Here is a 22,453-nt window from a genome sequence, read left to right as displayed (position 1 = left end):
AAAAGCAATACTTTGCTGCAACTTCCACAGCACTGGTTTATAGTGACAAACTTCGCACGTATTTCCGTGCAGCATCATCCGTTCTTCCCCGTCCAGTCATGAGTACAGCAGCTGCCCAGGCGCGTTCGAGCGCCGCCGCCGAGGATCCCGTCGACGCCCTCATCAAGTCGATCCGGATCCCGCCCCGTCCCAGCCTGCTCGCAGACCTGCAACGGGAACTCGCGTCGCCCGACCCGAGCCCGGCCGTGATCGGACGCATCGTCGCCAGCGACGTCGGCATGTCGGGCGCCCTGCTGAAACTCGCCAACTCGTCCATCTTCGGCGGCCGCCGCAAGGCCAAGTCGATCGAGCAGGCGATCCTGTTCCTCGGCATTAACCAGGTCGCGGCCCTGATGACGGGCCTGCTCGCACGCCAGGCGATCCCGGCGAACTGCGCCGCGCTGGCCAGTTTCTGGGAAGTCTCGAGCCGGCGTGCCGAGGCGATGGTCTTCCTGTCGCGCCGCCTGCGCATCGGCGAGACGGACGTGGCGCACACGTTCGGCCTGTTCTGCGACACCGGCGTGCCACTGTTGATGGACCGCTTCGCCGACTACGAGAGTACGTATGCATCTGCCTCGCTGGAAGCGGAACGTCCGTTCACGGCGCTGGAAAACGAACGCCACAACACGAGCCACACGGCCATCGGCACCCTGCTGGCGCGCAACTGGGGCCTGTCGGAAGATGTCGCCTGGTCCATCCTGCACCACCATGATTATGCGGTCCTCGACGATGCCGACACGACGTCGACGGTGCGCTCGCTCGTGGCGTTGTCGCTGCTGGCCGAAAGCGCGATCCGCAAATACCAGGGCGACGCCGAATCGCTCGAATGGAACAAGGGCGGCGCGCGGGCGATGGCCTATCTCGGCCTCTCGGACGAGGAAACGGCCGAGCTGCTCGACGAACTACACGAAGCCTTCCACGTCGACCAATAGCGCGTCTTTACTTCCGCCCCGGACCGGCAGATACTTCAAGTCATAAGACCGATAATCGACGAATCGCCGGCCGAGGAGGAGATATGAACCGCCTGGCGTCCCTGTTCATCCTGATACCCCTGTTGCTGGGCGGCTGCGCCAGCACCCCGCAACTTGCCGCGCCGCCGCCGCTGTTCGCCGACGCGTCCTTCAAGCCGCCGTCGGAAACCATCGGCGCGCGCGACCTGTTCACGCTGAGCCCCGCGATGCAGGCGTATATCCACAGTCCGGCCTTCGAAGCGCATTTGCGCAACAAGGGACTCGAACGCGGCCTGATCGACGCGCTGTACAGCAAGACCGACCTGAAACTCGAATACGATTCCAGCCGCACCCGCACGGCCGCCGAGACGTATGCGGCGCGCGCCGGCAACTGCCTGTCGCTCGTCGTCATGACGGCCGCCTTCGCGCGCCAGCTGGGCATGACGGTGCACTTCCGCAGCGTGATGGCGGACGAGACGTGGAGCCGCGACGGCGGCATCTACCTCGTCTCGTCCCACGTCAACATCGCCCTCGGCCACCGCCGGCCCGCCGGCCTGCTGTACGACGAAACCTCCGAGCACGAACTGGTCGTCGACTTCCTGCCGCCGCCGGACGCGAGCCGCCTGCGCAGCCGCCAGCTGGAGGAAGAAGACATCGTCGCGCTCTACCTCAACAACCGCGCCGCCGAATCGCTCGTGCAGGGCAAGATCGACGACGCCTACTGGTGGGCGCGCGCCGCGGTGGCGACCAATCCGCCGAACGCCATCGCCTACAACACGCTGGGCGTGATCTACCAGCGCCACGGCGATCTCGTCATGGCCGAACGGGCGCTGCGCACCGCGCTCGAGCGCGAGCCGGAAAGCATCGTCGTGATGCAGAACCTGGGGCCCCTGCTGGCGGCGACGGGCCGCCCGGCCGAAGCGGCCGAGATGGCGCGGCGCGTGGCCGCCGTCGAACCGGTCCCGCCGTTCCAGTACTTCGACAAGGGCATGGTCGCGCTCAAGGCCGGCGATTACGACGCCGCGCGCAAGCTGTTCGAACGCGAGGTCAAACGCGCGCCCTACTACGACGAATTCCACTTCTGGCTGGCGGTGACGCTGCTGCGCCTGGGCGAGGCGAAGGCGGCGCGCGAACAGCTCGCGCAGGCGATCGACACCAGCACGAAGTCCGACAACCGCCAGCTGTACTCGGCCAAGCTGGCGCACCTGCGGCGCCAGAGCGCGAACAGCGTGCAGTTGTACTGAGTCCGGTCCGGGTCGATCAGCGGCGGCGCTGGCGCGCGGCCGACGGCGCGGGCATGCCGCGGGTTTCGAGATGGCGGAACACGATCCTGCCCTTGCTCAGGTCATACGGCGACATCTCCAGCGTGACGCGGTCGCCGGCGATGATGCGGATGTGGTTCTTCTTCATCCGGCCGGACGTGTACGCGACCAGCTGATGACCGTTCTCGAGGTCCACCCGGAAACGCAGCTCCGGCAGCACCTCGGTGACCTTGCCATGCATTTCGATCAGCTCTTCTTTCATGGTTTTCCTTTCGATGCCATCCCTCCCGGCATCGGCACGCGCACTCGATGATGAAATAGCCATCGCAGCGTCATCCTCGGGACGCTGGTCACGCATTGCCTGCTGGGGTCGGGAAAAAGCGGCGCCGGCCTGGTTCGCGGCGCCGTGAATGGGGATGCATCCGATATGGGGCCGTTGCCGCGAAAAAAAAGGGGACGAATAGTCCGCCGGCGCAATCGTGATCAACAGGCAATACACCGCCGAACCGCCCGATATCCATGTTAAGCTTGTATCCAGAGAAAGATCGGGCGCAGCAGATGACGCCACGGTCGACGTGGAGGGGAAGACAATGGGCTCAATGTGTTGCGCCATGCCGTGGAACGTCATCCGGCGCTGGATCGCGGCCGCGTTCGCGCTCCTGGCATTCGCGTCGCACGCCGACGCCAAACCCCTGCGCGTCGTCGCCGACAACAACTACCCGCCTTTCCTGTTCGTGAACCCGGACGGACGTCCCGAGGGATATATCGTCGACCTCTGGCACCTCTGGGAACAAAAAACCGGCGTCCACGTCGATCTCCAGCCCATGCAATGGGCGGATGCGCAACAGGCACTGCGCGACGGCCGGGCCGACGTGATCGACATGATTTTCCGTACCCCGGCACGCGAACCGCTCTACGATTTCTCCCCGCCATACGACCGCCTGTCGGCCAGCATCTATGTCGATCCGTCGATTTCCGGCATCCACGACGTGCGCTCGATGAGCGGCTTCGTCGTGGGCGTACAGCGCGGCGACGCCTGCGTGGAACAACTGGCGAAGCAGGGCATCACGAACCAGGTGACCTACCCCAGCTATGTCGCCATCCTGAACGCGGCCCGCTCCGGCGACATCAAGATCTTCTGCATGGACGACCGTCCGGCGAACTACTATCTCTACCTCTATCGCGACCAGAAGAAGTTCACCAAGGCGTTCACGCTGTATTCGGGACAGTTCCACTGGGCCGTCGCCAAGGGCGACACGGCGACCTTCGCACTCGTCGCGGAAGGCATGGGGCGCATTACGCCGGCCGAGCGCGAGGCGCTGCGCAGCAAGTGGTTCACCCGGCCGGTGGAGTTCCAGCCTTACCTGCGCCTCGTGGCGATCGTGGTGCTCGGTGCGCTGGCGGCACTGGCCGCCACCCTGCTGTGGATCCGGATCCTGCGCCGCGCCGTCCATGCGCGCACCGCCGAAATCCAGCAGAAGAACGCGCAACTGGAGCAGACCGCACGCGCGCTCGGCGTCGAGCAGGCCCAGTTGCGCACGCTCGTCGAAAACAGCCCGGACGCGATGGCGCTGAAGGACAGGAACAACGTCTACGTCCACTGCAACGCCGGCGCCCAGGCCCTGCTCGGCCTGCCGCGCGACAGGATCATCGGCCGCACCGACGACGAGCTGTTCACCGACAAGGCGTTCGCCGCGTTCATCAAGGAAAACGACGAGGATGTGCTGCGCACCGGCCAGCCGCACAGGTACGAGGAAACCATCGCGGCACCGGACGGCGCCATGCGCGACCTGGAAGTGATCAAGGTGCCGATCCACGCCGCGGACGGCGAGGTCGCGGGCGTCCTCGCCGTCGCGCGCGACATCTCGGAACGCCGTCGCGCCGACCGCGAACAGCGCATCGCCTCGGTCGCCTTCGAAAGCCAGGACGGCATGCTGATCACCGACGCCGACGGCAACATCGAGCGCGTCAACGCCGCCTTCACGCGCATCAGCGGCTATGCGGCGGCAGACGCCATCGGCCAGAATCCGCGCATCCTCCGCTCCGGGCTGCACGACGCCGCCTTTTACGAATCCATGTGGACCACGCTGACGGCGACCGGCTACTGGACGGGTGAAGTGATCAACCGGAACCGCGACGGCAGCCTGTACACGGCCCGGCTCTCGATCACCGCCGTACCGGACGCGCAGGGCCGGACGATCCGTTACATCGGCAACCTCCAGGACATCTCCGCGGAAAAACAGGCCCACGCGCTGGCCGAACACCTCAAGCTCTTCGATCACCTGACCGACCTGCCGAACCGCGTCCTGCTCGCGGACCGCATGAGCCACGCCATGGCCCGCGCCGCGCGCACCCAGGAATTCGGCGCCGTCATGATGGTGAACCTCGACCACTTCCAGAAGCTGAACGATTCCCTGGGCCATGCGGTCGGCGACCAGCTGCTCGTGGAAATCGCGCGGCGCATCCGTTCGATCAAGCGCGAGGACGATACGCTGGGCCGGTTCAGCGGCGACAGTTTCGTGCTGCTGGCCGAACGCCTCGGCACGGACTGGCATGCCGCGGCGGCGCGCGCCCTGGCCACCGCGGAAGCCATCCGGACGACGATCGCCGAGCCGACGATCATCGACGGGCATCGGCTGACCTGCACCGGCTCGCTCGGCGTCACCCTGTTCCGCGACGGCGAGGGTGCCCCGGATACCCTGCTGTGCCAGGCCGAACTCGCCCTGTACAAAAGCAAGCGCAGCGGACGCGATACGGTCCGCGTCTTCGCGGACGAGATGCAGTCCGAACTCGCCGACCGCAACTGGCTCGAAAAGGCACTGCGCGACGCGATCCGCGACAACCGGCTGACCCTGCATTATCAGGTCCAGGTCGACGCCCACGAGCGCCCGATCGGTGCCGAAGCGTTGCTGCGCTGGACCCACCCCGAGCGCGGCGCCATCCCGCCCGCCGCCTTCATTCCGCTGGCCGAGGAAACCGGACTGATCGAACCGATCGGACGCTGGGTGCTCGCCACGGCCTGCCGCCAGCTCGCCGCGTGGGCGCGCCATGACACCCTGCGCGGCCTCACGCTGGCCGTGAACATCAGCCCGCGCCAGTTCGAGTCCGCCAGCTTCGTCGACGACATCCTGGCCGAAATCCGGCACACGGGCGCACCGGCGGACAAGCTGAAGCTCGAAGTGACCGAAAGCCTGGCGATCGGCGACCTCGAATCCTCGATCTTCAAGTTACACACGCTCAAGGCCAGCGGATTCAGCATCTCCCTCGACGACTTCGGCACCGGCAATTCCTCGCTCAATTACCTGACGAAGCTGCCGCTCACGCAACTCAAGATCGACAAATCCTTCGTCGACGACCTGCCGGCCAGCCATCGGGATGCCATGGTGGCCCAGACGATCATCGCCATGGGACGGGGCCTGGAACTGGACGTGATCGCCGAGGGCGTGGAGACGACCGCGCAACGCGATTTCCTCGCCGCCCACGGCTGCCATTCGTTCCAGGGCTACCTGTTCGGCAAGCCCTTGCCGGTCCACGAATTCGAAGCGCAGATACAGGCTGCGCTGCTTTCAGCGGAGGTGCCGTAGGCCAACATGAAGGGGCCGCGCGCGACGCGTGCGTAGCAAAGTCGTCTGTCTGGCTACACTGGCTTGCCGGATTCGATCCGCTTGGCGGTTCGAGAACCCTTCACTTGCACAGGAGCCAGTCAAGATGACATTTCGCAGCCTGCTCTCTTCCGCTTTGATCGGCGCCGTTGCCAGCGCGCGCTCGATGACGCCCATGGCCAGCCTCGCGGCGGCACGCCTCGCGCACCGCCGTACGACGGGGCAACTATTCCTCCTGAATCGCCCTCTCTTTACGTTCGGCGCGCTCGCGATGGGCGTTGGGGAACTGTTCGGTGACAAGATGAAGACTGCGCCCGACCGCACCGTCTTCCTGGGCCTGCTGGCGCGCGTCATGAGCGCGGGGATCGCAGGCGCGGCGCTGGCGCCACGGGGCCGGGAAGAAGCCGGCGCGGCGGTCGCGGTCGCAACCGCCGTCCCGCTTGCGTACTGCACCCTCGCCGTCCGCAAACAGGCGATGGCGCGTATCGGCCAGACCCGCAGCGGACTGATCGAAGACGCGCTGATCGTCGCTGCCGGGGCTGCGGTCGTGGCGCTGGCCACAAGACCGGCACGCGTCCGTCACGTGTCCGCTACGCGGCCAGGATCGATCTGAGTGATTTGTTTCGCCGGCAGTAAGATCGTCGCCCCTGCTTGTTGCGCAGGAATCAACCGGCGTTGTCGGCGTGCGCAATCATCACTCGACAGCGCGTGGCCTGTTTCAGCTATTGCGCGCACAATATGCGCTGAATCCGAAGGGTGAAAAGTCATTCGGCGACCTAGTGGAAGAGTGCCAGGGCGGCATCCGTTATGTCATCGGTCGTTATCATTCTGCGAACGCAGCCAAGATATTTTGGCAACAACATCATTGGTATTGAACAATGAACTCGACTCGAATCCTTGTTGTCCTGTTGGCGGTCGCTTCCCAACAGGCACTGGCTGCGCCGCGTTTTGTAGACTTTCCGGCAACCCCATATCGCGGAAAGCCAGCCGGCGTTCATTTGCGAGACGCGAAAAGCCGCGAGTATGCGAGCGCACTCAGGACGGCATCTCATCAGCCCACGAATTTTGCAGGCCGCTACGTCCTGGCGACCTGGGGCTGCGGTGCGTCCTGCATCATGGGCGCCGCGATTGATGCCAAGACCGGGGCTGTCGCCTGGGTTCCGTTTACGGTCTGCTGCTGGAACCTCGAGATCACGGAGCCGCTGGAATATCGGCGAGAGAGCCGCCTGCTGATCGTACACGGCAGCCTGGACGAACAAGGTGCCGGCAGCGCGGTGCATTACTACGAATTCGATGGGACGCGCTTTGCGCCTGTCGCAGTTCGCTAAGAATGCCTTCGCGCTCAATCCTTATCGATTAACCCCCGCCACACGTCCAGCTTTTGCTCGAACGTCATCGCCATATGCGCCGGAGAACTCGACGGCAGCACGACGGTGCGGTAGCCGTGCTGTTCAAACTGCGGCGCGACCTTGCCCGACGTCTGGCCGTTGAAGCCGACCGTGTCCAGTTCGGGACACAGCCGGTGCAGCCTGTCGAAATCATTGGCCGCTGGCTTACGGATGCTTGAGTCGAGACTGCCTTCGCGCTCGCATCCGGCCAGCACGTCCCACAAGCCGAAGCGGTGCACCAGCAGGCGCGGCAACCGCTCTTCGTAGGGTAGCGAATACAGGTCTTCGCCGGTCAACGCACCGACCAGCTTCCAGAACTGGTTACGCGGATGCGCATAATACTGCTGCGCCGCAAGCGACGCGGCACCCGGAAAGCTGCCCAGGATGAGGATGCGCGTGTCGGGCGCGATGACGGGCGCGAGGCCGGTGAGTTGGGACGAATCGGATGATGTCGGCATGGAGCGATTCTAGCGCCCGCGCCAGAAAAAAGCGGCAGTACGCTTTCACGTACCGCCGCAAAGGGCATTACCGGAATCACAGTAAAGCCAGGGACTTCAGTTCCTTGCCTGCGCCGTATCGTCGGCCTTCGCCACGGCCGGTGCAGCATCCCAGCCGCCGCCCAGCGCGCGGATCAGCGCCACGGTGGTGACCGCGCGGTCGCCACGCAGCTGCACGGCGGTGCGTTCGACGTTCGCCAGGTTGCGCTGCGCGTCCAGCAGTTCGAGGTAGCTGCCGCGGCCCGCGTCGTACAGCTTCTGCGCCAGGTCGGCCGAACGGCGTGCGGACATCACCGCTGCTTCGATCTCGGCGCTCTGCCCTGCCAGGATGCGCAGGCCGGCCAGGTTGTCCTCGACCTCGGCGAAGGCCGTCAGCACGCTCTGGCGATACGAACCGACGGCTTCTTCCAGCGCCGCCTCGCTGCGCACGACGTTGTTGCGGTTGCGGCCACCGTCGATCAGCGGCATCGACAGCGCGGCGCCCAGCAGCCATGAACGGCTGCTCCATTTGAAGACTTCGGCGAAGCTGGTGCCGACGCCGCCGGCGCCCGCCGACAGGTTCAGCGCCGGGAACATCGCGGAACGGGCGACGCCGATGCGGGCATTCGCCGCTTCCATCGAGCGCTGGGCGCTGGCGATGTCGGGACGGCGCTCCAGCAAGGTCGATGGCAGGCCGGCCGGAATCAGCGGCAGCGCGCTGGCATCCTGCAGCGGACGCGAAGGCGCGGCGAAGTTCGATGCGGGCTTGCCCAGCAGGACCGCGAGTGCGTGTTCCGTCGTCGCGCGCTGGCGTTGCAGGCCGATGGCCTCCGAACGCGCCGTCGCCAGTTCCGTCTTTGCCCGCGACAGGTCGAACTCGCCGATGTCGCCCGCGTCAAAGCGGCGGCCCGTCACGCGCACGCTCTCGTCGCGCAGTTGCACCGTGTGGTTGACGGTCGCGATTTCGGCATCCAGCGAACGCAGACGGAAGTACGCCTGCGCCACGTCGGCCTGCAGCGACAGCAGCACGGAGCGGTACGTCGCTTCGACGGCGCCGGCATCGCCGCGCGCCGCCGCCACGTTCGACGACACGCGCCCGAACAGGTCGACTTCGTAGCTGGCCGACAGCCGCGCGGAGTAACTGTTGGCCGCCGCGACCGGCGTGCCCTGCGGCAGCGACGCTTCCAGCGGCGACAGGCGGGCGCGCTGGGCACCGGCGCCGACGCCGATCTGCGGGATGCGGTCCGCTTCCGCGATGCCGGCGATGGCGCGGGCTTCCTTCACGCGGGCGGCGGCCACCGTCAGGTTCTGGTTGTTCGCCGTCGCGTCAACGATGAGACCATTGAGCGTCTCGTCGTTGAAGGCGCGCCACCATTCGCCGCGCGGCTGGGCTTCGGCCGGGCGGCCGACGGTCCAGGTGGTGCCGTCGGCGGCGCTGCGCACATCATTCGCGGCAGCAGCCGGCGTGGTCTGCGATTCCTTGAACGCCGTCGGCGTCGCAATCGTCGGTTGCTTGAATTCCGGGGCGGCGCAAGCCGTGAGCAGCAGTGCCGCCATCAGCGGTGCCACACCCCTTGCAATCATCGTTTTCATATCAGTTTCCTTCCAGTGCAGCCGTATGGTCGCCGCTGGCGGCATTCGGTGCCGCGTCGTGGGCGTGGGCGTGGGCATGTTTCGGTCGTTCGAAACGCTTGGCCAGGGTGCGCAGCAGGACGTAGAACACCGGCGTCAGGAACAGGCCGAAGAACGTCACGCCCAGCATGCCGGCGAACACGGCGACGCCCATCGCATGGCGCATCTCGGCACCGGCGCCGTGCGACAGCACCAGCGGCACCACGCCCATGATGAACGCGATCGACGTCATCAGGATCGGACGCAGGCGCAGGTGGCAGGCTTCCAGCGCGGCGGCCACGATGCTGCGGCCATGGTGTTCCAGCTCCAGGGCGAATTCCACGATCAGGATCGCGTTCTTCGATGCGAGACCCACCAGCACGAACAGGGCGATCTGCGTGAAGATGTTGTTGTCGCCGCCGGTGAGCTTCACACCGATCAGGGCGCACAGGATCGACATCGGCACGATCAGGATCACGGCCAGCGGCAGGGTCCAGCTTTCGTACTGCGCGGCGAGCACGAGGAACACGAGCAGCACGCACAGCGGGAACACGTAGATCATGGTGTTACCGGCCAGGATGTCCTGGTACGTCAGGTCGGTCCATTCGTACGAGATCCCTTTCGGCAGCGTGGCCTTGACGATTTCTTCCATCGCGGCCTGGGCCTGGCCCGACGACACGCCCGGTGCCGGGCCGCCATTCAGCTCGGCGGCGACGTAGCCGTTGTAGCGCTGGACGCGGTCAGGTCCGTAGGTGTCCTTGATCTTCATGATCGAGGACAGCGGGATCATCTCGCCCTTGTCGTTGCGGACCTTCAGCTGTGCGATCTGTTCGCGCTGCGAACGGAACGGCGCGTCGGCCTGCACGCGCACCTGGTAGGTGCGGCCGAACTGGTTGAAGTCGTTCACGTACAGCGAACCAAGGTTGATCTGCAAGGTCTGGTTGATCTCGGCCAGCGGCACGCCCAGCTGCTTGGCCTTCACGCGGTCGACGTCGGCGAACAGCTGCGGCACGTTGATCTGGTAGCCCGAGAACACGCCCTGCAGGCGCTTGTCGGTGGCGGCCTTGGCCTGGATGGCCTGGATCGCCTTGTACAGTTCATCGTAGCCGACGCCGGCACGGTCCTCGATCATCATCTTGAAGCCGCCGGTGGTGCCCAGGCCGTTCACGGGCGGGGGCGACAGCACCATCACGAACGCGTCCTCGATGGAACCCATGCGCTTGTTGATCTCGGCGGCGATCGCCTCGGCGCTCTGCGCCTTGCCCTTGCGCTCGTCGAACGGTTTCAGCGTTGTGAACACGATGCCGGCGTTCGGCGCGTTGGTGAAGCCGTTGATCGACAGGCCGGGGAATGCGACCGACGATTCCACGCCCGGGATCTGCTTGGCCACGTCGGACATCTTGCGGATCACGGTGTCCGTGCGGTCGAGCGAGGCGGCATCCGGCAACTGCGCGAAGCCGATCAGGTAGGCCTTGTCCTGCGACGGCACGAAGCCCGGCGGCACGGCCTTGAACATGAAGATGCCGGCGATACCGAGCAGCACGTACACGCCCAGCGTGGCGCTCTTGCGCTTCAGGACGCCCTGCACGCCGCGTTCATACCTGTGCGACGAGCGGCCGAAGAAGCGGTTGAAGGCGGCGAAGAAGCGGCCGAACACGGCATCCATCAGGCGCGTCAGGCCGTCCTTCGGCGCGTGGTGCGACTTCAGCAGCGCGGCCGACAGGGCCGGGGCCAGCGTCAGCGACGAGAACGCGGAGATCACGGTCGAGATGGCGATGGTCAGCGCGAACTGGCGGTAGAACTGGCCGGTCAGGCCCGACACGAACGCGATCGGGATGAACACGGCGCACAGCACCAGGGCGATCGCGATGATCGGGCCCGAGACTTCCTTCATCGCCTGCACGGTCGCATCATGCGGATTCAGGCCGTTGGCGATGTTGCGTTCGACGTTCTCCACCACGACGATCGCATCGTCCACCACGATACCGATGGCCAGCACGAGGCCGAACAGCGACAGCGTGTTGATCGAGAAGCCGCAGGCGAGCATCACCGCGAACGTGCCGACGACGGACACCGGCACCGCCAGCAGCGGGATCACCGACGCACGCCACGTCTGCAGGAACAGGATGACGACGAGCGCCACCAGGATCACCGCCTCGACCAGCGTGTGGATCACGGAGTCGATCGACTCACGCACGAATTGGGTCGGGTCGTACACAATGCTGTATTCGACGCCTTCCGGGAAATTTTTCGACAGTTCCTTCATCTTGGCGCGCACGTCGGCCGACAGTTGCAGCGCGTTGGCGTTCGGCGCCTGGAAGATGGGGATGGCCACGGCCGACTGGTTGTCCAGCAGCGCGCGCAGGGCGTACGAGTTCGAGCCCATTTCCAGGCGCGCGACGTCCTTCAGCAGCGTGGTCGCGCCGTCGGCATTGGTCTTGATGACGATGTTGCCGAACTCCTCGACCGACTGCAGGCGGCCCTGCGTGTTGACGGTCAGCTGGAAGTCCGCGCCTTTCGACGGGCCCTGGCCGACGACGCCGGCTGCCACCTGCACGTTCTGCTCGCGGATCGCGTTCACGACGTCGCCGGCGGTCAGGTTGCGCGCGGCGACCTTCTGCGGATCGAGCCAGACGCGCATGGCGTAGTCGCCCGAACCGAACAGCTGGACTTCGCCCATGCCGTTGATGCGCGCCAGTTCGTCCTTGACGTTCAGCGTCGCGTAGTTGCGCAGGTACAGGTCGTCATAGCGGCCGTCCGGCGATTTCAGGTGCACCACCATCGTGATGTTGGGCGAGCTCTTGACCGTCGTGACGCCGATCTGGCGCACCTCGTCCGGCAGGCGCGGGAGCGCGCGCTGGACGCGGTTCTGCACGGCCGTCTCGGCCTGCTCGACGTTGGTGCCGATCTTGAAGGTCACCGTCAGCATCAGCGCGCCGTCCGACGTGTTTTGCGACGTCATGTACAGCATGTTTTCGACGCCGTTGATTTCCTGCTCCAGCGGCGTGGCGACGGTTTCCGCGATGACCTTCGGGTTGGCGCCCGGGTACTGGGCACGCACCACCACGGAGGGCGGCACGACGTCGGGGTACTCCGAGATCGGCAACTCGAAGATCGAGATGAGGCCGGCCACGAAGACCAGCACCGACAGCACGGCCGCGAAGATCGGCTTGTCGACGAAAAAGCGTGAGATGTTCATGTGTTCTTGTCCTTATTTGCTGTCTGCCATGGCCAGCGCCGCATCCTTGGCGGGCGCCTTGCCCGTATCGAGCGTCGCGACCATCGGCACCATCTGCGCCGTGATGGGCGAACCCGGACGCACGCGCTGCAGGCCGTTGACGACGATCTTCTCGCCCGGTTTCAGGCCGGTGCGCACCACGCGCAGGCCGTCGACGACGGGGCCGAGCTTCACTTCGCGATACTCGGCCTTGCCGTCCGCGCCCACGACGAACACGAACTTGTGGCTCTGGTCCGTGCCGATCGCGCGGTCCGTGATCAACAGGGCGGGCTTCGCGTCGCCGCCGCCGATCTGCACGCGGGCGAACAGGCCGGGCGCCATGGCGCGGTCCTTGTTCTCGAACGTGGCGCGCATGCGCACGGAACCGGTCTGCGCGTCGAGCTGGTTGTCGACGAATTCCAGCTTGCCCTGGTGCGGGTAGCCGTCCTCGTTGACGAGGCCCACGTTCACCGGCACCGCTTGACCGTCGTGGGCCAGCTTGGCGACGCGCAGGTAGGTTTCCTCGTCGCCGTCGAAGCTGGCGTAGATGCGGTCCAGCGACACGACGGACGTCAGCACGTTCGACGCGTCGACCAGGTTGCCGAGGGTGATCTCGGCCTTCGACACGCGACCGTCGATCGGCGAGATGATGCGGGTGTACGACAGGTTCAGGCGCGCCGCCTGGGCCTGCGCTTCCGCGGCGCGCGCGTTGGCGTCGAGTTCCTTCTGGCTGGACAGGCTCGCGTCGTATTCGCGCTGCGCGATCGCCTTGTCGCCCAGCAGGCGCTCGGCGCGGGCCAGTTCGGTGCGGGCCAGGTCGGCCTTGGCGCGGGCGGATTTCGCGGCCGCCTCGGCGCGCTCGGCTTCGGCCTGGTACGGACGCGGATCGATCACGAACAGCACGTCGCCTTTCTTGACTTCCGCGCCCGGCTTGAAGTTGACGGCCGTGATATAGCCGGACACGCGCGGACGGATCTCGACGTGCTCGATGGCTTCCAGGCGGCCCGAGAATTCCTGGGTTTCGGCGATCGACTTCTCGAGCACGGTCGCGGCCGACACCGGCGGACCGGCCTGCGCCTGGGTCTGCGCTTCGGCGGCCTTGCCGGTTGCGTCCGAGCAGCCCGCGATCAGGGCCGCGATGCCTGCGGCACCCAGCGCCAGCACGACGGGACGCACAGCCATCTGGAATTGTTGAATCGGTTTCATGGTTAGCCCTCCGGTTATTAACTATTTATTAATGATTGGACGAAAACGGTCCTTCCCAGGCTTCTTCAGGAAAAGACAGGTCTCCCGTGCCTCAAGGGCACGTTTTTATCGTGGGTGGTGGATTACTTGATCCGCGGGATCAACAACTGGCCGGCTCTTCTTCCTCGTCGAGTCCGGCAATGAAGTTGGCGATCTCGCTTAATGCGTGGCCCCGACAGGCACACGTATTGCGTGCATTCGGTTCTTGCAGGCCTTGTTCCGCCTGCAAGCGCCTGACCGTCGTCGGCACGCCCGACTGGATCAGTTTGCCGCCGTAGGCTTCCGCTTCGTCGCGCAGCGGGTCGTCCTCGATCGACAGGATCAAGGCCGGCGGCAGATTCTTCAAACGGCTCGACTGCAGCGGCGATGCATACGGATGGCTGCGGTCGGCCGCGTGCGGCAGATAACCCCGGTAGGCGGCGGCGCACTCGTCGAACACCTTCGCCCGCTCGGAGCAGGTCGGCATCTCGCGCATCGAGCAGGTCGACAGGCCCGGGTCCAGCATCGGCATCAGCAGGATCTGGCCGGCCAGTTGCGGCGCCCCCCGGTCGCGCGCCATCAGGGCGCACACGGCGGCGAGGTTCGCGCCCGCCTCGATGCCCGCGACCAGCATGCGCTTGCCCGTCCAGCCGAGCTTGCTCTTATTCTTCTTTGCCCACATCAGCACGGCATGCGCATCCTCGGCGGCGGCCGGGAACGGCTTCTCCGTCGCCAGCGTATAGGCCGACGACAGCACCACCGGGTAACCGCTCGCCTCGGCCAGGTGGCGCAGGAACGGGTCCGAGCATTCCAGGTCGCCGTCGACGAAGCCGCCGCCGTGGAAGAACACGATCAGCACGTCGCGCTTGCCGTCGACCGCCGCCTTGTACAGGCGCGCCGCCAGCGGTCGTTCCGCGCCTACGACCTGCAGGTCACGTACCGCCAGCGTATGGCCGTTCTCCAGCTTGCGCGCGACGGTCATCGCACGGCCTCGTTGGACGCCACCAGCACGGCCGGGATCGCGTTCGCACCGCATTGTTCGCCCGTCGCGACGACGTGGAACAGCGCATCGTAGCCGCGCGCCTCGGCACCGGCCGCATGCGCGTACTCGTCGGTGAGTACCGTGCCTGCCATGGCCGCCACGCCGAGCACCAGTCCGAACACTGCCGCGACTGCATCGCGATGCGCTTTCATGATCCGCTCCTGTCGTTGGGTTTTACAAATATCGCATTTACCAGCTACCGTACCGACACTATAGTCTTCATCTACAATCCAATAAATAGTCCATTTGCGAATCCATTGTTCAGATTTTTGAACAATCATGCATACTCGCGATCAAAACCCGACTTCAAGGGTGTCCTTACAGACAAGGTTGTGTCATGAACAAGTTACAAGCCATGGAAGTCTTCGTGCAGGTCGTCGATGCCGGCAGCTTTACGCGCGCGGCCGACTTGATGAACCTGCCCAAGGCGACGGTATCGACGCTCGTGCAGGCGCTCGAGGCGGCGCTGTCGGCCAAGCTGCTGCACCGGACCACGCGCCAGGTGACGGTGACGACGGACGGCGCCGCCTATTACGAACGGTGCCTGCGCATCCTGTCCGACGTGCGCGACGCCGAGGAATCGCTGTCGCGCACGCGCCTGTCGCCCAGCGGCCGGCTGCGCGTGGACGCGCCGACGGGGTTGTCGAGCGAGATCCTCGTGCCCGCCCTGCCCGCGTTCTTCGAGCGCTATCCGGACATCATGCTGGAGCTGGGCAGCTCGGACCGTCCCGTCGACCTCGTCGAGGAAGGCGTCGACTGCGCCGTGCGCGGCGGCACGTTGACCGATACGAGCCTGATCGCACGGCGCGTCGGCGTCCTCAACTTCCTGACGGCGGCGTCGCCCGGGTACATCGCGCGCTACGGCATGCCGCAGCATCCGCGCGACCTCGACCGCCACCGCTGCGTCAATTATTTCTCGGCCAAGACGGGCAAGATCTACGACTGGGATTTCAGCCGCGGCGACGAACGCATCGAAGTGCCGATGCGCGGCGTGATCGCGCTGAACGATTCCAACGCCTACGTCGAAGCCGGACTGGCGGGCCTCGGCGTCATCCAGATGACCGATTACATGCTCGACAAGCACGTGGAGGCCGGGCGCATGGTGCAGGTACTGGCGGACTGGCGCAGCGATGCGGTGCCGGTCCACCTCGTGTATCCGCAGAACCGCCACCTGTCCGCCAAGGTGCGCGTGTTCGTCGAGTGGGTGGCCGAATTGTTCGCCGCGAACCCGTATATGCACATGGGGGCGATGCCGCGCGTGCAGGGCGCGCCGGCGCCGTTGCTGGTCCCGCTCACGGCATGAAACCGAGTGTAGAATCGAAAACACAATAACGGACCGGAGACCCCGATGACCCAGCCGCGCACCATCGACGTGCTGCTCGACCAATACAGCGACAGCCACCGCAACCCGACCAACGAGCTGATCCATTTTGTGTGCGTGCCCGTGATCGTGTTCACCTTGCTGGGCATCCTGTGGAGCATCCACCCTCTGCTTGCCGTGGTCGCCGTGCTCGCGGCGCTCGTGTATTACTTCCGGCTGTCGCCGCCGTTCGCGTTCGGCATGCTCCTGATGAGCGCCGTGATGCTGGCCGTGCTGGCGCTGATGCCGCCGTTCACCGTGCTGCCGCTGTCGATCGCGATCTTCGTCGTCGCCTGGATCGGCCAGTTCATCGGCCACAAGATCGAAGGCAAGAAGCCGTCGTTCTTCGACGACCTGCGCTTCCTGCTGATCGGTCCGCTGTTCGTGCTGGGCTTCCTGTATCGCCGTCTGCATGTCGCCTATTGAATTGGAGTCTGAATGGAGTCGACCATGAAACGCCTATCCGTCCTCGCCCTCGTCCCGCTGACCGCCCTGCTCGCCGCCTGCGCGGGCCCGTCGAACTCGGGCAGCGTCTACAGCAGCTACCAGACGATGAATGAACAGTCGGTGCGCATGGGCACCGTGGAATCCGTCCGCAACGTCACCATCGCCAACCCGGAATCCGGCGTCGGCACGATGGCCGGCGCCGCGCTGGGCGGCCTGGGCGGGTCCCAGGTCGGCGGCGGCAACGGCTCGGCCGCCGTCGGCATCCTGGGCGCCGTCGCGGGCGGCATCATCGGCAACCGCGTCGAGAACCAGGCGAACAACCGGCCCGGCTTCGAAATCACCGTCAAGCTCGACAACGGCGAACTGCGCTCCATCACGCAGGCGGCCGACGAGATGTTCAGGCCGGGCGAGCGTGTGCGGCTGCTCAGCAACGGCTACACGACGCGGGTGACGCACTGAGTATTGGCCACCGGCCACATCGGGAGGACGATCGCGATATACTTTCGCGATGCCCTCCTACGCCCTGTTCACCATCGCCTCCCTGATCTGGGGATCGACTTTCTTCGCGATCACCCTCGAGCTGGGCGAAGTCCCGCCCGCCGTGTCGGTCGTCTACCGGTTCGCGCTCGCGTCGCTGGCGCTGTTCGCGTTCTGCCTGCTGCGCGGCGACAAGCTGCGGCTGCGCTGGCGCGTGCAGCGCTGGGCCTTGCTGCAAGGCTTCTTCACGTTCTGCGTATCGTATGTCTGCACCTATAACGCCGAACAATACGTCGTCTCGGCCCTCGTCGCCGTACTGTTCGCGCTGATGGTGTTCTGGACGCCGATCTGCGCGCGCATCGCGTTCGGCACACCGATTCCCGGCCGCACCTGGGGCGCGGGCGCGGCCGCGGTCGCCGGCGTCACGCTGCTGTTCTGGCACGCGATCGGCAACGCGCTGCGCGAACTGCACCAGGGCGGACAAGGCCATTTCATCTTCGGCCTCCTGCTCGGCATCGCCGCGTCGATCGCCAGCTCGGCCGGCAGCATCGTCGTCGGCAAGGTGCGCGAGGAATCCAGCAACCTGGTGCTCACGACGGGCTGGTCGATGTTCTGGGGCACGTGCATGGTCGCGGCGTGGTGCCTCGCGACGGGCCAGGCCTTCATCATTCCGCGCACGGCCAGCTATGTGCTGGGCTTGCTGCACCTGTCGATCTTCGGCTCGGTCGTCGCGTTCATCTGCTACTTCACGCTGATCAACCGCATCGGCTCGAACAAGGCGGTGTACATCGGCGTCATCACGCCCGTGATCTCCGTGCTGCTGTCGATCAAGCTCGAACATTACCGGCCCGGCCTCACCGAATGGCTGGGCATGGCCGTCTGCCTGGGCAGCGTCGCCTGGGCCTTGCGCGCCCCGGCCGCCAGGCTGGCCCCATCCGTCAACCTCAACGATGCAATCGAAACGACTCCATGACTCTTGAAACGACCTTCGCGATCCGCCCCGCCACGCCGGCCGACGTTACCCACATCCAATCGATGATCGTCGAGCTGGCCGTGTTCGAAAAGCTGGAACACCTCGTCGTGGCGACAGAAGAAAAATTGCACGAGGGCTTGTTCGGCGCCCATCCCGCCTGCGAAGCCATCGTCGGCGAGCTCGACGGCGAAGTCGTGACGTTCGCGCTGTTCTTCCATAATTTCTCGACCTTCCTCACCAAGCGCGGCCTGTATCTGGAAGATCTGTATGTGCGACAAACGCACCGTGGCAAGGGCATCGGCAGCCGCATGCTCAAGCACCTGGCGCGCCTGGCCGTCGAGCGCGGCTGCGGCCGTTTCGAGTGGTCCGTGCTGGACTGGAACACGCCTGCGATCAATTTCTACAAATCGATGGGCGCCGAGATCTTGCCGGACTGGCGCATCTGCCGCGTCACGGGCACGCCCCTGGAAGCGCTGGCCGGGGCCTGATGCTTTCCGCAAACGGACAAAGAAAAACCCACGGGCTGCGTGGCAGCGCCGTGGGTGAACCCATTCGTCATGGGGAGGGGAGACTTGAATCCAACGGTTTCAATATAAGCCTCTGTCCGCCGCATTTGCAGGTTCCTTACAAATGCTTACCTCGGTAACAGAATGCTGTATTTTGGTTGGCCGGGCCCGATTGAGTGATCACAAATGCAAGAACGCGTCGAGCGGGACAATGTGGTCACTGACGAGGACACGGACATGAAAACGCCGACAAAACCGCACAGCACGTCGATTGCCAGATGGGTCTACCGGGCCTGGCTGCGTTCCCGGATCGACACCTATACCCGCAGCCTGCACGCGATCGCCGTCCAGCGCGAAAACGACTTCCACGCGGAACGCATCCTGCACCACGCGATCTCCACCACCCGTTCGAAACTTCAATCCCTGTAGCGGCGGCGCGCCAGCAGGCGCTCGCACAACTCGAAGGTCGCCTGGGTCAGCAAGGCCAGCAACGCGGCCGGGATCGCACCGGCCAGCAGCATGTCGTTGTCGTTCAGCGCGAGGCCCGTCGTGATGCGCTCGCCGAAGCCGCCGGCGCCGATGAAGGCGGCGATGGTCGCCGTGCCGACGCTCATCACGGCGGCCGTCTTGACGCCGGCCAGGATCGTCGGCGCGGCGAGCGGCACCTCGACCAGCAGCAGCGATTGCCACCGGGTCAGTCCCAGCGCCAGCGCGGCCGTGCGCAGGCCGGACGGCACCTGCAGCAACCCCGTGCACGTATTGCGCACGATGGGCAGCAACGCATACGCGCACAGGGCGACGAGCGCCGGCACCGTGCCGATGCGCCCGAGCAGCGGGATCAGGATCGCCAGCAGGGCCAGCGACGGCACGGTCTGCAAAACGCCCGCCACGGCCAGCACGGCCTGGCGCAGGCGCGGCACGAGCGCGGCCACGATGCCGAGCGGAATGCCGGCGAGGCAGCCCAGCAGGACGGCCAGCACGACCAGCAGCAGGTGTTGGCGCGCAAGGTTGATAAAACCGTTGCCGAAGGTTTTGGTCAGCAGGCCATCGCGTACGACGTTTGCAGTGTGGGCGGGTTTCCCGTCCACGCGTTCAACGTCCGGTCGACCGTCGCGGCAATTCGTACGTGGGTTGGACGCGTGGACGGCGCAGCCGTCCACCCTACCCAGCCATGTCTTCGCAATTGCCGCGAAACCCTGTCCATCCAGCTCGGCCGCAGCATTCATCGCGATCATGTCGTTGGCCGTGATGCTGCCCTCCAGCCGCTCGATGGCACGCCACGCTTGCGGAAAACGCTGCGGCAGGTCGAGCCGGTACAGCAGCACGGCGTCGTAGCGCGGAAAGTATTGTTTATCGTCGTCCAGCACGCGCAGGCCGTACTGGCGGATCTTGGCGTCGGTCGAATAGATGTCGATGGCGTCGACCTGGCGCTGCGCCAGCGCTTCGTACGCGATGCCGTGGTCGAGGCCGCGCGGTTGCTGCGCCAGGCCGTAGCGCCGCGCGAGGCCCGGCCAGCCGTCGGCACGGCCGAGGAATTCGTGCGACAGGCCGATTTTCATGTCCGGGTGCAGCGCCAGGTCGGACAGGCGGCGCAGGTCGGCATCGCCGCGCACGGCCAGCGCGTACCCGTTGGAAAACCCCAGCGGCACGGCCACGCCCAGGCCCAGCGGACGCAGTGCGGCGCGCATCGCATCCAGCGACGTCGGTTGCGGATTCTTGAGGATTTCCAGGTCGATGGTGCCCAGGTATTCCGGATAGACGTCGATCGCGCCCGAGCGCAGCGCGCCCAGCACGATGGCCGTGTTGCCCAGGCCCTGTTTATGTTCGGCCGGCCCGGCGCGCGCCGCGGTCTGGGTGAGGATCTCGCCCAGGATGTACGACTCGGTGAAGCGCTTCGAGCCCACGCGCAGCACATTGTCGGCGTGGGCGGACGACAGGATGCCGGCGCAGGCGAGCACCAGCACGGCGAATCTCAACATGCTGCTTCCGATGGCGTTGTGGATGAGCGGTCAGGATAACCGATCGCGCCAGACGCCGGCGTTGACGACGCCGCGGCACGGGTTCGCGCCGATGGCGTAGGCCAGGTCGGCCGGGCGGGCGATGTCCCACAGGGCGAAGTCGGCGCGCTGTCCCGGCGCCAGGCTGCCGGCGTCGGCGCGGCCCAGGGCGCGGGCCGCGTTGACGGTCACGCCGCGCAGGGCTTCCAGCGGCGTCAGGCGCCACAGCGTGCACGCCATGTTCAGCGCCAGCAGCAGCGACGTCATGGGCGACGTGCCCGGGTTGCAGTCGGTGGCGACGGCCAGCGGCACGCCCGCGGCGCGCAACTGGGCAAGCGGCGGCATGCGCGTCTCGCGCAAAAAATAATAGGCGCCGGGCAGCAGCACGGCCACGGTGCCGGCCTGCGCCATCGCGGCCACGCCCTCGGGCGACAGCCATTCGAGGTGGTCGGCCGACAGCCCGCCATGGCGCGCGACGAGCGCCGCGCCGCCCTGGTCCGACAGCTGCTCCGCGTGCAGCTTGACCGGCAGCCCGAGGCGCCGCGCCACGTCGAACACGCGCGCCGTCTGGTCGTGCGAGAAGCCGATGCGCTCGCAGAACGCGTCGACGGCATCCACGAGGCCCTGCGCCGCCAGTGCCGGCAGCATCTCGCCGCACAGCATGTCGATGTAGTCGTCGGCGCGGCCCGCGTACTCGGGCGGCAGCGCGTGCGCGCCGAGGAACGTCGTGCACACGTCCACCGGCAGCAACGCGCCCACGCGGCGCGCCACGCGCAGCATCTTCGCCTCCGATGCCAGGTCGAGGCCGTAGCCGGACTTGATTTCCAGCGTGGTGACGCCCTCGGCCAGCAGGGCGCGGATGCGCGGCAGGCTGGCGGCCAATAAATCGTCTTCGGATGCCGCGCGGGTGGCGCGCACCGTGGACATGATGCCGCCGCCGGCGCGCGCGATGTCCTCGTAGGTGGCGCCGTTCAGGCGCGCTTCCCATTCGTCGCTGCGGTTGCCGGCGTAGACGATGTGCGTGTGGCAGTCGACGAGGCCGGGCGTCAGCCACAGGCCGCCGCAATCGTGGACACGCTGCGCCGGCGGCGCCTCGGCACGGGGTCCGACCCAGGCGATGCGTCCGCCGCGCACGGCCACGGCGCCATCCTCATCGATGCCGTAGCCATCGCCACCGCCACCGCCACCGCCACCGTCCAGCGTGGCGAGGCGGGCGTTCGTGTACAGGACGTCGGCGCGGCTTGCCCCTGCATCACTCATAGGCGCCGTCCTCGTGTTCGAGGTCGTGTTCGTCGTCGTAGTAATGGATGTCGACGACGAAGATGGCACCCTGTCCCGCCTGCAGCTTCCAGGTCGTGTCCGGGTCGAGCACGACGGCGTCGAAGCGCACCAGGTTGATGCGCTGGTCGTCGCTGCACAGCTCCAGGCTGTCGCCTTCGGCAAGGAACAGCACGGTGACGTCGGCGCGCGCGACGAACGTGGAGTCGCCGTCCAGCTGGCGGCGGCCGAAACGGTGCCAGCAACGGTCCGTGCGGGTCATCACGTTGAAGTCGGTGCTGGGGCCGCGATTCAGCTTGGCCTCCACGCGCGACTCGCCGTCGAACGCGGCGACCGGTTCGGCTTTCGACAGCAAGGTGGGCGCGCCGTCGATCTCGAGCGTCATGCCGTGGCCGTCGACCAGCACCAGCGTGCGCTCGACCCCGTGGAACATGGAAAACGGGCCGTCGTTCGCGATCGTGGCCAGGCTCACGCGCCAGTCGAATTCGTCGAAACCGGCGTCGGGCGGGAACACGGCGATCTCGGTCGTACTGCCGCCACCGTTTTTCCACGATACCGGCGCCAGGCCTGCATACGGGATCAGCATCGTCATGACTTGCACCTC

General features: G+C 66.1%; 21 protein-coding genes. 11 read left to right on the top strand and 10 right to left on the bottom strand.

All coding sequences use genetic code 11. The annotated features are described in order from the left end of the window. Window positions 1–98 precede the first annotated feature (98 nt). Together ASC93_RS26945 and ASC93_RS26940 are read left to right on the top strand one after the other, a co-directional pair. Window positions 99–971: an HDOD domain-containing protein gene (locus ASC93_RS26945; RefSeq protein ID WP_056450021.1), complete on the top strand. Its 873-nt coding sequence runs from the start codon at window positions 99–101 to the stop codon at window positions 969–971. An 83-nt stretch (window positions 972–1,054) separates the two neighbouring features. Continuing rightward, a complete protein-coding gene (locus ASC93_RS26940; RefSeq protein ID WP_056450020.1) occupies window positions 1,055–2,233 on the top strand; it encodes a tetratricopeptide repeat protein in 1,179 nt (392 codons plus the stop codon). 16 nt (window positions 2,234–2,249) lie between these two features. Here ASC93_RS26940 and infA read toward each other — a convergent pair whose 3' ends face one another. Then, complete coding sequence (gene infA / locus ASC93_RS26935) at window positions 2,250–2,513, bottom strand: translation initiation factor IF-1 (RefSeq protein WP_056450019.1); 264 nt, start codon at window positions 2,511–2,513, stop codon at window positions 2,250–2,252. A 349-nt stretch (window positions 2,514–2,862) separates the two neighbouring features. On the opposite strand from infA, the gene ASC93_RS26930 reads away from it, so the two are divergent. The 3 genes from ASC93_RS26930 (at window position 2,863) to ASC93_RS31170 (ending at window position 7,181) form a co-directional block, all read left to right on the top strand. After that, window positions 2,863–5,835 carry an EAL domain-containing protein gene (locus tag ASC93_RS26930; protein ID WP_056450015.1) on the top strand — a complete coding sequence of 991 codons (2,973 nt, stop codon included), beginning with the start codon at window positions 2,863–2,865 and terminating at the stop codon, window positions 5,833–5,835. 124 nt (window positions 5,836–5,959) lie between these two features. After that, window positions 5,960–6,466 (top strand): hypothetical protein, encoded by a 507-nt coding sequence (locus ASC93_RS26925; protein WP_056450013.1) that lies wholly within the window; start codon window positions 5,960–5,962, stop codon window positions 6,464–6,466. Window positions 6,467–6,731: 265 nt separating this feature from the next. Beyond that, a complete protein-coding gene (locus ASC93_RS31170; protein WP_157202138.1) occupies window positions 6,732–7,181 on the top strand; it encodes a hypothetical protein in 450 nt (149 codons plus the stop codon). 14 nt (window positions 7,182–7,195) lie between these two features. Here the strand turns inward: ASC93_RS31170 and ASC93_RS26915 are convergent, their stop codons facing one another. The 6 genes from ASC93_RS26915 to ASC93_RS26890 all read right to left on the bottom strand — a co-directional run bounded on the left by ASC93_RS26915 (window position 7,196) and on the right by ASC93_RS26890 (window position 14,963). Next, complete coding sequence (locus tag ASC93_RS26915) at window positions 7,196–7,699, bottom strand: DNA-deoxyinosine glycosylase (RefSeq protein ID WP_056450009.1); 504 nt, start codon at window positions 7,697–7,699, stop codon at window positions 7,196–7,198. Window positions 7,700–7,795: 96 nt separating this feature from the next. Continuing rightward, on the bottom strand, window positions 7,796–9,310 hold the full coding sequence (locus ASC93_RS26910) for an efflux transporter outer membrane subunit (RefSeq protein ID WP_056450007.1): 1,515 nt from the start codon (window positions 9,308–9,310) through the stop codon (window positions 7,796–7,798). 1 nt (window position 9,311) lies between these two features. Beyond that, window positions 9,312–12,527, bottom strand: a complete 3,216-nt coding sequence (locus tag ASC93_RS26905) for an efflux RND transporter permease subunit (RefSeq protein WP_056450005.1) — start codon at window positions 12,525–12,527, stop codon at window positions 9,312–9,314. Window positions 12,528–12,539: 12 nt separating this feature from the next. Beyond that, window positions 12,540–13,751, bottom strand: coding sequence for an efflux RND transporter periplasmic adaptor subunit (locus ASC93_RS26900; protein WP_056450003.1), 1,212 nt, complete (start codon window positions 13,749–13,751; stop codon window positions 12,540–12,542). Window positions 13,752–13,890: 139 nt separating this feature from the next. Continuing rightward, complete coding sequence (locus ASC93_RS26895) at window positions 13,891–14,751, bottom strand: alpha/beta hydrolase (protein ID WP_056450000.1); 861 nt, start codon at window positions 14,749–14,751, stop codon at window positions 13,891–13,893. Then, window positions 14,748–14,963 (bottom strand): hypothetical protein, encoded by a 216-nt coding sequence (locus tag ASC93_RS26890; protein WP_056449998.1) that lies wholly within the window; start codon window positions 14,961–14,963, stop codon window positions 14,748–14,750. The genes ASC93_RS26895 and ASC93_RS26890 overlap by 4 nt, the downstream gene beginning before the upstream one ends. 185 nt (window positions 14,964–15,148) lie before the next feature. Between ASC93_RS26890 and ASC93_RS26885 the strand changes: the two genes are divergently transcribed. From ASC93_RS26885 to ASC93_RS26860, 6 genes are all read left to right on the top strand, one after another. Then, window positions 15,149–16,114, top strand: a complete 966-nt coding sequence (locus ASC93_RS26885; protein ID WP_056449996.1) for a LysR family transcriptional regulator — start codon at window positions 15,149–15,151, stop codon at window positions 16,112–16,114. A gap of 45 nt (window positions 16,115–16,159) precedes the next feature. After that, window positions 16,160–16,597 carry a DUF962 domain-containing protein gene (locus tag ASC93_RS26880; RefSeq protein ID WP_056449994.1) on the top strand — a complete coding sequence of 146 codons (438 nt, stop codon included), beginning with the start codon at window positions 16,160–16,162 and terminating at the stop codon, window positions 16,595–16,597. A gap of 24 nt (window positions 16,598–16,621) precedes the next feature. Continuing rightward, the gene (locus tag ASC93_RS26875) at window positions 16,622–17,077 is read left to right on the top strand and encodes a glycine zipper 2TM domain-containing protein (protein WP_056450171.1); all 456 of its coding nucleotides are present in this window, start codon (window positions 16,622–16,624) and stop codon (window positions 17,075–17,077) included. A gap of 49 nt (window positions 17,078–17,126) precedes the next feature. Further along, a complete protein-coding gene (locus ASC93_RS26870) occupies window positions 17,127–18,068 on the top strand; it encodes a DMT family transporter (protein WP_056449992.1) in 942 nt (313 codons plus the stop codon). Continuing rightward, window positions 18,065–18,556 carry a GNAT family N-acetyltransferase gene (locus tag ASC93_RS26865; protein ID WP_056449990.1) on the top strand — a complete coding sequence of 164 codons (492 nt, stop codon included), beginning with the start codon at window positions 18,065–18,067 and terminating at the stop codon, window positions 18,554–18,556. The genes ASC93_RS26870 and ASC93_RS26865 overlap by 4 nt, the downstream gene beginning before the upstream one ends. Window positions 18,557–18,811: 255 nt before the next feature. Continuing rightward, window positions 18,812–19,003, top strand: coding sequence for a hypothetical protein (locus ASC93_RS26860; RefSeq protein WP_056450169.1), 192 nt, complete (start codon window positions 18,812–18,814; stop codon window positions 19,001–19,003). On the opposite strand, the gene ASC93_RS26855 is transcribed toward ASC93_RS26860, so the two are convergent. The 3 genes from ASC93_RS26855 to ASC93_RS26845 are packed head-to-tail and all read right to left on the bottom strand — an operon-like array spanning window position 18,991 to window position 22,441. Next, the gene (locus ASC93_RS26855; protein ID WP_200958409.1) at window positions 18,991–20,553 is read right to left on the bottom strand and encodes a glycine betaine ABC transporter substrate-binding protein; all 1,563 of its coding nucleotides are present in this window, start codon (window positions 20,551–20,553) and stop codon (window positions 18,991–18,993) included. The genes ASC93_RS26860 and ASC93_RS26855 overlap by 13 nt on opposite strands. Window positions 20,554–20,583: 30 nt before the next feature. Next, window positions 20,584–21,831: an imidazolonepropionase gene (gene hutI, locus ASC93_RS26850; protein WP_056449988.1), complete on the bottom strand. Its 1,248-nt coding sequence runs from the start codon at window positions 21,829–21,831 to the stop codon at window positions 20,584–20,586. Then, window positions 21,824–22,441 (bottom strand): HutD family protein, encoded by a 618-nt coding sequence (locus ASC93_RS26845; protein WP_056449986.1) that lies wholly within the window; start codon window positions 22,439–22,441, stop codon window positions 21,824–21,826. The genes hutI and ASC93_RS26845 overlap by 8 nt, the downstream gene beginning before the upstream one ends. Between the last annotated feature and the right edge of the window lie 12 nt (window positions 22,442–22,453).

The organism is Massilia sp. Root335 (assembly GCF_001425685.1).
GTDB lineage: Bacteria > Pseudomonadota > Gammaproteobacteria > Burkholderiales > Burkholderiaceae_D > Telluria > Telluria luteola.
This window is presented reverse-complemented; position numbering and strand designations above follow the sequence as displayed.